We start from the raw sequence: 10,714 nt of genomic DNA, 5'->3' as shown, positions 1-10,714 counted from the left end.
TTCCGGTGAGCACCCGTTCGGCGCCGGCGAAGAAGCGGCGGTCGAGGCACCCGTCCCGGTCACCTTGGAGGAACAACGTCGGCACCGTCGGGGCCTCGGCGAAGGTGCGGTGCCAGTCGGCGTACGCCTTCGCGCCTCGCCCGGGACGCAGGAACGCGCGGTAGTAGGAGAGGACCGCCCGAGCGTGGGTGTGGTCGGGCACCGAGGAGAGCAGGAACGACAGGTCATCGGTGGCGTCGTAGCCGGGCGACCAGTCGCGCCAGAGCTTGGTGACGAGCCGCTCGAAGTGCCGTTCGGCGAGGCCCGGGACCTGGTTGAAGGCGATGTACCAGGAGTTGCGTGGCTGACGCACCACCGCGCCGAGCCACTCCCTGGCTCCCTCGAGCGCGGGAGACAGCGCCGGCAGCGGCGGGACGGCCATCGTGACGATCCTGCTGAACGGCGAGTCCGGGTGGGCCCCGAGTCCGCTGGTCGCGATCGCGCCCCAGTCGTGGCCGACCAGCATCGAGCGCTCGTCGCCGCCGAGCGCCCCGTGGAGCGCGACGGCGTCGGCCATCAGCGCGCCGACCGTGTAGGTGTCGTCGCTCGGCACCGACGAGGGGCCGTAGCCGCGCAGGAACGGTGCCGCCACCCGGAACCCGCGCTTGGCCAGGTGGGGACCGAGAAGACGCCAGGTCCACGCGGTGTCGGGGAACCCGTGCAGCGCGAGCACCAGCGGCGCGCTCTCGTCGCCGGTGTCACCCCACTGCAGCACCCGGGCCGTGTAGGTCGGCAGCGGCACCTCCACCACCCGCGGCAGGCTCATGCGTTGTCTTCGGTGTCGACCCCGGTGGCCCCGGTGGTCCCGGTGGCCTCGGCGGCCTTTGCCGCGGCGCGGTGAGCCTTGGCGATGGTGTCCTCGACGATCGAGTTGAGGCGCGCGCCGTTGGGCCAGCCGGCGTAGTGGCACACGAGGATCACGATCTCGCGCAGGGCGACGTCGTCCAGCTCACCGCGCGAGTAGGCCGCCGGGACCTGGATGCCGAGCACGTCAGCGGCGCCCTGGCCGGCCAGCATGCCGATGAGCAGCAGCCGACGGTCGCGGTCGGAGAGACCGGGTCGCTGCCAGATGTCGCCGAACAGGTGGTCGGCGGTGTAGCGGAAGAAGTCGCCCTGCCCGTCGGTCATCTCGAAGCCGTAGACCTGCTCCATCTTCTCGAGCCCGATCCGGCGGATCTCGGGGAGCCCCTCGAACTTGTCGGTCTCGTCGTCGGTCACAGTCCCAGTCCTGTCCTCAGTCGTTGCAGCGCCAGGTCGGCGAGCGGGGTTTCGACGCCGAGCGAGGCGGCGAGGTCGGTGGCAAGACGCAGGTCCTTCTCCCCCAGGTCCGCCACGTGGGTGAAGATGCCGTGCCAGAAGTCGCCCTCAGCGATGGGGGCGGCCGTCTCACGGTGCATGATCGCGCCCGGCCCGCCGGTGATCGCGTCGGTGTGTCGCACGACGTCGCCCAGCGCCCGCAGGTCCAGCCCGGCCGCCTCGGCGAGCCGCTGGGCCTCGGTGGCGGCGGTGAAGGAGACGAAGTGCATCAGGTTGCGGGCCAGCTTGAGCTTGGTGCCCGCCCCGATCGGTCCGGCGTGGATCACCTTCGACCCGAGCGCCTCCAGCGCCGGCCGCGCGGCGGCGAACGCCTCGTCGCTGCCACCGACCATGATCGCCAACGAGCCGTCGGCCGCGCCCATCCCGCCACCGGACACCGGCGCATCCACGAGCAGCACCCCGTGCTTGGCGGCAGTGATCTCCAGCTGACGGGGAGTCTCGGGAGACACCGTGGAGTGCACGACCACGACCAGACCGTCGCGGGCCGCGCCCAGGGCCTGGCCGAGCACGTCCCTGACCTGGTCGTCGTCGCGCACCATCACGCACAGCACGTCCACCCGGGCAGCGAGGCCGACCACCGAGCCGGCGACGTTCGCCCCGGCCGCCTCGAGCTCGGCGAGCGGCTCGGCCGCGACGTCGTACACCGAGAGGGAGAGGCCTCGCTCGGCCACCTGGGAGGCGAGCCGCAGCGCCATCGGCTTGCCGATGTTGCCGAGCCCGACGAACCCGACCTCCATCAGGCCTGTGGGGCCCGTCATGCGCGGAAGGTCTGGCCGCCGTCGACGGCCAGGATCTGGCCGGTGACCCACGCCGACTCGTCGGAGAGCAGGAACAGGCAGGCACCGACCATGTCCTCGGGCTGCCCCATCCGCTTGAGGGCGAGACCCTTGACCAGGTCCTTGGCTGCGTCGCCGGCCTGGGTGCGGGTGGCGGCGGTGTCGGTGGGGCCCGGGGCGATCGCGTTGACCCGGATGCCCATCCCGCCGACCTCGTGGGCGAGCTGGTGGGTGAGGCCGTTGACGCCGACCTTGGCCAGGCCGTAGAAGCCGGAGTAGAGGTAGGCCGCCGTCGAGCTCTGGTTGACGATCGAGCCGCCACCACGCGCCTGCATCGAGGGGTAGACCGCGCGGGTCATCACCAGGGCGCCGTCCATGTTCACGCTCATGAACTTCTTGTAGTAGTCCCAGTCGACGCTGATCAGCAGGTCGAACTGCATGTCGCCGTAGATTGCGGCGTTGTTGACCAGCCCGTCGATCCCGCCGTACGCCGCCGTCACCGCCTCGACCAGCGCGGCCGCCGACTCGTGCGAGGAGACGTCGGTGCGCACGAACATCGCGGTGCCGCCGTCGGCCTCGATCTGCGTGACGACCTGCGCACCGGACTCCTCGTTGAGGTCGGCGACCACGACCGAGGCGCCCTCGGCGGCGAGGGCCTTGGCGTAGGCCTCGCCGATGCCCTGGGCCGCGCCGGTGACCACCACGACCTTGTTGTCGAACCTGTTCATGTCTGTCCTGCTCCTAGCGTTCTGAGATTCAGGCGGGGAAGGCGAGGGTCTTCGTCTCGAGGTACTCCTCGAAGCCGGCGACACCCATCTCGCGGCCGAGACCGGACTGCTTGTAGCCGCCGAAGGGGGCGTCGGGGCTGAACCACACCCCGCCGTTGACCGCCAGCGTGCCGGTACGGATGCGCGCGGCCACGGCCGTGGCCCGCTCGAGCGAGGCCGAGTCGACCGAGCCCGACAGCCCGTAGGGCGAGTCGTTGGCGATCCGTACGGCGTCGTCGTCGCCGTCGTGGGCGATCACGACCAGCACCGGCCCGAAGATCTCCTCCTGGGCGAGCCGCGAGGTGTTGTCGAGGCCGGCGATGACGGTCGGCTGGATCCAGTAGCCGTCCTGCTCGATCACCGAGCCGCCGGTGGCGAAGGTGCCGCCTTCCTCCAGCGCCAGTGCAAGGTAGGCCTCGACGCGGTCGCGCTGGACCTGGGAGATCACCGGACCGCAGATCGCCCCGGGGTCGGAGGGGTCCTTGGCCCCGATCGACTCCATCGTCAGCGCCGCCACCTGCACCGCCTCGTCGTACCTCGCCCGCGGGACGACGAGCCGGGTCGTGATCGCACACCCTTGGCCGGCGTGGATGCAGGCGGCGAACGCCGTCGCCCCGGCCACCGCGCCCACGTCGGCGTCGTCGAGGGCGATCGCCGCCGACTTGCCGCCGAGCTCGAGGAAGACCCGCTTCAGCGTCGGAGCCGCGGCGGCCATGATCGCCTTGCCCACGCTCGTGGAGCCGGTGAAGGAGACCATGTCGACGCGGTCGTCGGTCGAGAGCACCGAGGCGACCTCGTTGGAGCGTGGCGTCACGACGTTGAAGACCCCGGGCGGCAGGTCGGTGTGCTCGGCGGCGAGCCGGGCGAGCTCGCAGGCCACCCACGGGGTGTCCGGCGCGGGCTTGAGGACGACGGTGCAGCCGGCGGCCAGCGCCGGACCGATCTTGGCGAGGTTGATCTGGGTCGGCACGTTCCACGGGGTGATCGCCGCGACCACCCCGACGGGCTCGCGCCGCACGGTTCGCCGCGAGGCGATCCCCATCGGCGAGGCGACACCCAGGTCGGTCTCGAACGCGTAGTGCTCGGCCAGGTCGGTGACCCACTTCAGCCCGTCGACCGGGACGTCGAAGCCGGCCGCACCCATCATGAAGTCGGGCATCCCGACCTCGGCACGGGTGAGAGCCCGGAAGTCGTCGGCGTGGTCGAGCAGCGCCTGGTGCAGCTGTCGCAGGCACCGCACCCGCAGCTCGACGTCGGTCGACCAGTTCGTCTCGTCGAAGGCGCGGCGCGCAGCACCGATGGCGGCGTCGACGTCGGCCGCCGTGCCGTCCGGCGCCTGGCCGATCTCAGCACCGCTGGCCGGGTCGAGGATCGGGTACGTCGCCCCGTCGGCCGCCCCGACCAGCGTGCCGTCGATCAGCTGCCGCGGAGCGGGGGTCGAGAGAGGACTCGTGCGACGACGCTCGGGCCGGTCGTGCTCCGCGGCCATCAGCGCACCCCGACCGAGGTCACGGGCACGGAGGCGAAGCCGCGCACGCTCACCGAGTGCACGCGGCGGCAGTCGTCGTGGGCGACGTCGATGCGGTCGACCCGGGTCACCAGCTCGCGCAGCGCGACCTGCGCCTCGAGCCGGGCGAGGTTGGCGCCGAGGCAGAAGTGGCGTCCCCCGCCAAAGCTCACCAGCTGGGCGAGCTCGCCCTTGGGTCGGTGCAGGTCGAAGGTGTCGGCGCGGGAGAAGACGCGCTCGTCGCGGTTGGCCGAGCCGATGCAGAGTGCGATCCGGGAGCCGGCCGGGGCCACGACGCCGTCCACCTCGACGTCGGCGAGCAGGTGGCGAGCGAGCAGCTGGCTGGAGGTGTCGAAGCGCAGCGTCTCCTCGATCCAGGGGGTGACCAAGTCGGTGTCACCCGCCGCGAAGACGTCGTCGTACTGACTCTCGTGTCGAGTCAGGTGGAACAGCGCATGACCCAGCAGCTTGGTGGTCGTCTCGTTGCCTGCGACGACCATCAGGAAGAGGAAGGCGATGATCTCGTCGTCGGCGAGCCGGTCGCCGTCGATCTCGGCCGCGAGGAGCGCCGAGGTCAGGTCGTCGGTCGGACGACGACGTCGCTGGTCGACCATGGCGGCGTAGTAGACGACCAGGTCGAGCGAGGCAGCGACGCCGGCCTCGGGCACGTCGTGCACGCCGTCCTCGCGGTGGACGACGAGGTCGGCCAGGCGCCGTACCTCGTCGCGGTCGGCCTCGGGCACCCCCATCATCTCGGAGATGACGTCCATCGGGAGCTTGCCCGCGAAGTCGGTGATCCAGTCGAAGCCCTGGCCGCTCTCGGCGAGCTCGAGGCAACGGGTGAGGTAACGGTCGGTGAGCCGTTCGACCTGCGGCGTGAGCTCGGTGACGCGACGCGGCGTGAAGCCCTTGGAGACCAGCGAGCGCAGGCGCTTCTGCCGGTCGCCGTCCATGCCGAGGAACGACATCACCTTGTGCGCGTGCGGGCCCCACGCGCTCGGCTCGAGGGAGACCCCCATCGCGTTGGAGTAGACGCCCTCGGAGCGGAAGGCCTGCTGCACGTCGGCGTGGCGGGTCAGCACCCAGAAGTCGTGCGTGGGGTTGTGGTGCAGGGGCTCCTCGGCGCGGCAGCGGGCGTAGACCGGGTAGGGGTCTTCCTGGAAGGCGTAGTCGAAGGGGTCGAAGACGATCGGACCTCGCTCGGTCTGCGTCGCGGCGCTCACACGTTGCCCCGCACGATCGTGGCGACGACGTGGTCGAGCCGCTCGCCCATCTCGGGGTAGGTCAGCAGCCCCATCCCGGCCTGGAGCAGAGCCCCCGAGAACGCCAGCGTCAGAGCCTCCACCAGGTCGTCGGTGCGCTCACCTGCGTCGTCGCCTATCGCGGCGGCGAAGCGACGCACGAACTCGGCCCCGATCCGCAGGCGCAGCCGCTCGACGTCTGGATCCGAGCTGAGCAGGGCCGGGGTGACTGCGGCGGCGAGCTCGGGAGCCGCGGCGAGCCGCTCGGCCATCTGGCGGGTGACGCTGCGGACCCGGTCGACGGCGTCGGTGCCCGACGCGACGTGCTCGGCGTCCTGCCCGAGGTAGCCGAGGAACAGCTCGGCGAAGAGGTGGTTCTTGGAGGCCAGGTAGGTGTAGGCCGTGGCGGGCGAGACCCCGGCGCGGGCGGCCACGGTGCGCACGGTCAGCGCCTCGTGACCGACGGCGCGCAGCTCTTCCTCGCCGGCGGCGAGCAGCTTGGACAACGTCTCGGTCTGTCGCGAGCGGAGACCTTGGCGCGAGGACTTGAACACCTGACTGGACACGTGTCCAGCCTAGAGTCGGTGCATCCGCAGCGCAAGGGCAGAGGTCTGAGCCCGCTCACGGACCACTCACAGGTGATCGACAACCGAGCGCCACAGGCTGCTCGCATGACGTCCACCGCACCCGAAGCCACCGCCCACACGACTCGACCTGCCCGGCGTCCGCTGCGTCGCGCCGCGGCCGCCGTCGGCGTGGTCGCCCTCGCGGCACCGTTCGCCCTGGGCGTCACCGCCCTCGGCTCGACGGCCTCCCTCAGCGCCGTAAGCGCCGTCAGCGCCGGCGAGTCGCTCACCGCCGAGCCCGGTGTGATGGCGACCGCCGACCGCGACGACCTCCGGCCCCCGAGAGGCACCTTCCGCCGCCACCCCGGCCAGCTCGGCAACGACGGTGGCGGGCTCTCCGCCGTCCCCGACCTCCCCGGCAGCACAGGCGCCGACACCTACGGCTACACCGACACCGTCGACGCCACCGCCGAGGAGTCGGCCGGCCTCGCCCTCATCAGCAGCACCATCGACTACGGCGACGGCGAGGCGGCAGGCAGCGGCCTGGTGCTCTCCTCCGACGGACTCGTGGTGACCAACCACCACGTCGTCGCGGACGCGACGTCCCTCGAGGTCACCCTGGCGGGCGCCACCGAGGCCGGCGAGACCTACGAGGCGACGTACGTCGGCGGGGACGCCACCCGCGACATCGCCGTGCTGCGCCTGGTCGGCGCCAGCGGACTCACCCCGGTCAGCCTGGACGACGACGGCGTGAGCGCCGGCGAGACCGTCACGGCGGTTGGCGACGCGGGCGGTGACGGCGGCTCCCTCACCGCTGCCGAGGGCACCGTCACCGACGTGAGCACCGGCATCGACGTCAGCAACGACGACGGGACGACGTCACGGCTGCGAGCCCTGATCGAGGTCGACGCCGACATCGTTCCCGGCGACTCCGGCGGCGCACTGCTCGACGCCGACGGGGAGGTCGTGGGGATGAACGTCGCCGCGTCCAGCGGCGGCCGCAACATCATCGGCTACGCGATCCCGGTCTCGCGCGTGCTGCGGATCGCCGACGCGATCGTGGACGGCGACCAGGGCGCCGCCAACAGCGACATCACCCTCGGCTACGACGCCTTCCTCGGCAACGCCCCGATCGCTTGAGCAGTCAGCGGCGCAGGTAGTCGAGGTCGGCCAGCTCGGGGGTCGGCGAGGAGTAGACCCCCAGCCAGTCGAGCGCACCGATCGGACCGACGAGACCGATGAAGGGCAGGCCGACCGCCCGGGAGACCTTGCCGAGCGGAGCCGCCTCCGGGCAGGCCGAGGCGAGGTCACCGTCGAAGCCCACGAAGCACAGCGAGACCGCTCCGTCGGGCACGCCGGGCACCCGGACGTCGACGCGTCGCGCGACCGGGCCGTCGTTCTCCATCGTGGTCAGCCCGGTGACGACCAGCCCCGGGATTGCCCGGTCGGCCGGCAGGTAGCCCAGCCACGACTCGTCGGCCTCCACCGTGGCGTAGACGCCGGTGACCCCGGCGGTCCCCGGTGTGTCCTCGTCGCCGGTGAGGGCGTCGAAGAGACCGAGCGAGACGAGCACGACCACGACGACCAGCACCACGGGCCCGACTCGGCGCAGGACCGTGCGCGCTCGGTCGCCCGGGTCGGTCATGACGAGACCAGACTCCCGAGGCTCCCGAGACCGGCGGCGTCCACCGTGGCGCCGTCGTACGACGTGCCCCGTGGCTCGCGGGTCCAGAGCAGTCCGTCGCCCGAGGTCACGCCCTGCGCCGCGAGCTCGCGCTTGAGCACCTTGTTGGTGGCGGTGCTGGGCAGCACCGTGGCGAAGCGGACAAAGCTCGGCCAGGCCTTCGGCGAGAGGTCGGGCTGCGCGGCGAGGAACTCCTCGAGCTCGGCGGGCGTCAGCGACGCGTCGTCCTTGAGCACCACTGCGGCCATCACCTGGTCGCCGATCTCGGCGTCCGGCACGGCGTAGACGGCGACCTGGTTGAGCGCGGGCAGCCGGGCGAGGATCCGCTCGATGGGCGCTGCGGCGAGGTTCTCGCCGTCGACCCGCATCCAGTCGGCGGTGCGGCCGGCGAGGTAGATCCAGCCGTCCGGGTCGCGGTAGGCGAGGTCGCCCGACCAGTACATGCCGTGACGCATGCGGTCCTCGTTGGCCTGCTCGTCGTTGTAGTAACCCTGGAAGTAGCCGGCGCCCTGGGTGTTGACGAGCTCGCCGACCGCCGCGTCGGCGTTGGTCAGCGCGCCGTGCTCGTCGAAGACCGCCGGAGCGCACTCGGTGACGGTCTCGGAGTTGTAGATCGCCACGCCGTCCAGGCCCTTGCCGATCGAGCCCGGCGGGGTGCCGTCCTCACGCGTGATGATGATGGCCAGCTCGGTCGAGCCGAACCCGTCGACCACCGAGCAGCCGAAGCGGCGGGCGAACTCGTCGATGTTGCGGTCGCCGGCCTCGTTGCCGAAGGCGACGCGCAGGGTGTTGTCGGCGTCGTCGTCCTGCTCGGGAGTGGCGAGCACGTAGGCCAGCGGCTTGCCGACGTAGTTCATGTAGGTGACGCCGTGGGTGCGGACGTCGTCGAGGAACCCGCTCGCGGAGAACTTCGCGGGCACCATCGCGGCGCCACTGCCGATTGCGACGGCCCAGCCGGCCACCACCGCGTTGGAGTGGAACAGCGGCATGGAGAGGTAGCAGACGTCGGCGTCGGTGACCTCGAAGCGGGAGACCAGGTTGAGGCCCGAGAAGAGCACCATCAGGTGCGCGACCTGCACGGCCTTCGGGTCTCCGCTGGTGCCGGAGGTGAAGATCATCATGAACGTGTCCATCGCCTCGACCTCGCGGTGCGGCGTCAGCTCGCCCGCGCCGGCGACGAGGTCGGCCCACTCCTGGGTCGAGGTGTCGAGCACCCGCACGTCACCGAGGTCGAGGCCCTCGAGCAACGGAGCGTGCTCGGCGTCGGTCACCAGCACCTGGCACTCCGAGCGTCGCACGTCGGCCACGAGGCCCTCGCCACGACGGGTCGTGTTGATGCCGCACAGCACGTAGCCACCCAGCGCCGCCCCGGCCATCATCCGCAGCATGTCGGGGTTGTTGCCGAGCAGCGAGCCGACGTGCATCGGCCGCGCCGGGTCGGTGACGCCGAGCAGCGCCGAGGCCACCTGCGCACTCTCCGCGAGGTGCTCGCGCCAGGTCCACGTGCGTCCGTCGTGGATCAGTCCGGTGGTGTCGTCGTCGGCACGCTCTCGCAAGAGCTGCTGCACTGTCTCGGCCATCAGGCCACACTCCCTGCTGTTGTGGCGAGGCCCGCGTCGGCACGGAGGCCGAGCTTTGTCGCCAGTCGGTCGAGATACGCGAGGACGTCGTCCTCAGGGGCGTCCGGGACGCCCCAGATCAGGTCCGTCGCACCGGCCTCGGCCCAGCCGGCCAGGTCGTCGGGCGAGGGCTTGGAGGCGATCAGCACGTGGATCTGCGGCTCGCCGTCGCGACCGGCCTCGGACCAGGCCGCGCGCAGCAGGGCGCACTTGGCGCTGATGTCCTGCTCGATCGGCGTGGTCATCCAGCCGTCGGCGTGCGCGGCGATCCAGGCGAAGGTCTTGGGTCCCGCGCCCGCGCCCACGACCAGCGGCACGTGCGCCTGAGCCGGCTTGGGGTAGGCCCACGACGGCCCGAACGAGACGAACTCGCCGTCGTACGACGCCTCCTCGTCGGTCCACAGCGAGCGCATCGCCTCGACGTACTCCTTCAGGACCGTACGGCGCTTGGCCGGCGGAACGTGGTGGTCCTCGAGCTCGTCGGTGTTCCAGCCGAAACCGGCGCCGATCGTCACCCGCCCGCCGGAGAGGTGGTCGAGGGTGGCGATCTGCTTGGCCAGGGTGATCGGGTCCGACTCGACCGGCAGCGCCACGGCGGTGGAGAGCCGGATCCTCGACGTCACCGAGGCAGCTGTCGCCAGCGAGATCCACGGGTCGAGCGTGCGGGTGTAGCGGTCGTCGGGCAGCGCCTCGCCCCCGGTCGGGTGGGCAGCATCGCGGCGGACCGGGATGTGGGTGTGCTCGGGCACGTAGATGGTGTCGAAGCCCCGCTCCTCGCCGGCGACGGCGAGCGCGGCCGGAGTGATCCCCCGGTCGGAGGTGAACAGGACGAGGCCGTTACGCATGCTGGTATTAGAACGTGTTCTAGTTGAATTCGTCCAGTGAACAGGAGATCCACGTCACCCTGACCCGTGCAGGGGAACCTGCGGACCCCACTAGCCTGATCAGATGAGCACTCGCCCCGTCCGGATCGCCATCGCCAACGACTACGAGCTCGTCGTCGCCGGTCTGATGGCCGTGCTCCAGCCCTACGCCGACCGCATCGAGGTCGTCGAGCTCGACAGCGGGCGACCCGTCGTCAGCCCCGTCGACCTGGTGCTCTACGACACATTCGGCCAGCCCCAGGGCGACACCGTCGTCCTCGAAGACGTCGCCCTCGAGCCGGACACCCGGGTCGTGATCCTCAGCTGGAACACCG

General features: G+C 71.4%; 11 protein-coding genes and 1 pseudogene. 2 read left to right on the top strand and 10 right to left on the bottom strand.

The genetic code is table 11. The features are described from left to right. The 7 genes from VOI19_RS06460 to VOI19_RS06430 form a co-directional block, all read right to left on the bottom strand. Nucleotides 1–805, bottom strand: an 805-nt coding sequence (locus VOI19_RS06460) for an alpha/beta fold hydrolase (protein ID WP_323792137.1), incomplete at its 3' end; no start/stop codon positions are given. Beyond that, complete coding sequence (locus VOI19_RS06455; RefSeq protein WP_323792136.1) at nucleotides 802–1,257, bottom strand: carboxymuconolactone decarboxylase family protein; 456 nt, start codon at nucleotides 1,255–1,257, stop codon at nucleotides 802–804. The genes VOI19_RS06460 and VOI19_RS06455, both read right to left, overlap by 4 nt. Further along, entirely contained in the window at nucleotides 1,254–2,114 is an 861-nt protein-coding gene (locus tag VOI19_RS06450; protein WP_323792135.1) for an NAD(P)-dependent oxidoreductase, read from the bottom strand. The genes VOI19_RS06455 and VOI19_RS06450 overlap by 4 nt, the downstream gene beginning before the upstream one ends. Further along, entirely contained in the window at nucleotides 2,111–2,860 is a 750-nt protein-coding gene (locus tag VOI19_RS06445) for an SDR family oxidoreductase (protein ID WP_323792134.1), read from the bottom strand. The genes VOI19_RS06450 and VOI19_RS06445 overlap by 4 nt, the downstream gene beginning before the upstream one ends. 28 nt (nucleotides 2,861–2,888) lie before the next feature. Then, entirely contained in the window at nucleotides 2,889–4,388 is a 1,500-nt protein-coding gene (locus VOI19_RS06440; protein WP_323792133.1) for an aldehyde dehydrogenase, read from the bottom strand. Continuing rightward, nucleotides 4,388–5,629 (bottom strand): cytochrome P450, encoded by a 1,242-nt coding sequence (locus VOI19_RS06435; RefSeq protein ID WP_323792132.1) that lies wholly within the window; start codon nucleotides 5,627–5,629, stop codon nucleotides 4,388–4,390. The genes VOI19_RS06440 and VOI19_RS06435 overlap by 1 nt, the downstream gene beginning before the upstream one ends. Next, the gene (locus VOI19_RS06430) at nucleotides 5,626–6,213 is read right to left on the bottom strand and encodes a TetR/AcrR family transcriptional regulator (RefSeq protein ID WP_323792131.1); all 588 of its coding nucleotides are present in this window, start codon (nucleotides 6,211–6,213) and stop codon (nucleotides 5,626–5,628) included. Before VOI19_RS06430 ends, VOI19_RS06435 begins: the two co-directional genes overlap by 4 nt. Before the next feature lie 105 nt (nucleotides 6,214–6,318). Here VOI19_RS06430 and VOI19_RS06425 point away from each other — a divergent pair, with 105 nt between their 5' ends. After that, nucleotides 6,319–7,353 (top strand): S1C family serine protease, encoded by a 1,035-nt coding sequence (locus VOI19_RS06425; protein ID WP_323792130.1) that lies wholly within the window; start codon nucleotides 6,319–6,321, stop codon nucleotides 7,351–7,353. Nucleotides 7,354–7,357: 4 nt separating this feature from the next. On the opposite strand, the gene VOI19_RS06420 is transcribed toward VOI19_RS06425, so the two are convergent. The 3 genes from VOI19_RS06420 to VOI19_RS06410 are packed head-to-tail and all read right to left on the bottom strand — an operon-like array spanning nucleotide 7,358 to nucleotide 10,361. Next, on the bottom strand, nucleotides 7,358–7,858 hold the full coding sequence (locus VOI19_RS06420) for a hypothetical protein (RefSeq protein WP_323792129.1): 501 nt from the start codon (nucleotides 7,856–7,858) through the stop codon (nucleotides 7,358–7,360). Next, a complete protein-coding gene (gene fadD1 / locus VOI19_RS06415) occupies nucleotides 7,855–9,477 on the bottom strand; it encodes a fatty-acid--CoA ligase FadD1 (RefSeq protein WP_323792128.1) in 1,623 nt (540 codons plus the stop codon). Before fadD1 ends, VOI19_RS06420 begins: the two co-directional genes overlap by 4 nt. Beyond that, complete coding sequence (locus VOI19_RS06410; protein ID WP_323792127.1) at nucleotides 9,477–10,361, bottom strand: LLM class F420-dependent oxidoreductase; 885 nt, start codon at nucleotides 10,359–10,361, stop codon at nucleotides 9,477–9,479. The genes fadD1 and VOI19_RS06410 overlap by 1 nt, the downstream gene beginning before the upstream one ends. A 103-nt stretch (nucleotides 10,362–10,464) precedes the next feature. Here VOI19_RS06410 and VOI19_RS06405 point away from each other — a divergent pair. Next, nucleotides 10,465–10,714 (top strand): annotated as a pseudogene (locus VOI19_RS06405) (DNA-binding response regulator); the annotation flags it as partial.

It is taken from the genome of Nocardioides sp. (assembly GCF_034670285.1).
Taxonomy (GTDB): domain Bacteria; phylum Actinomycetota; class Actinomycetes; order Propionibacteriales; family Nocardioidaceae; genus Nocardioides.
Note: the sequence above shows the minus strand (reverse complement) of the source record. Positions and strands in the feature narration are given on the sequence as shown.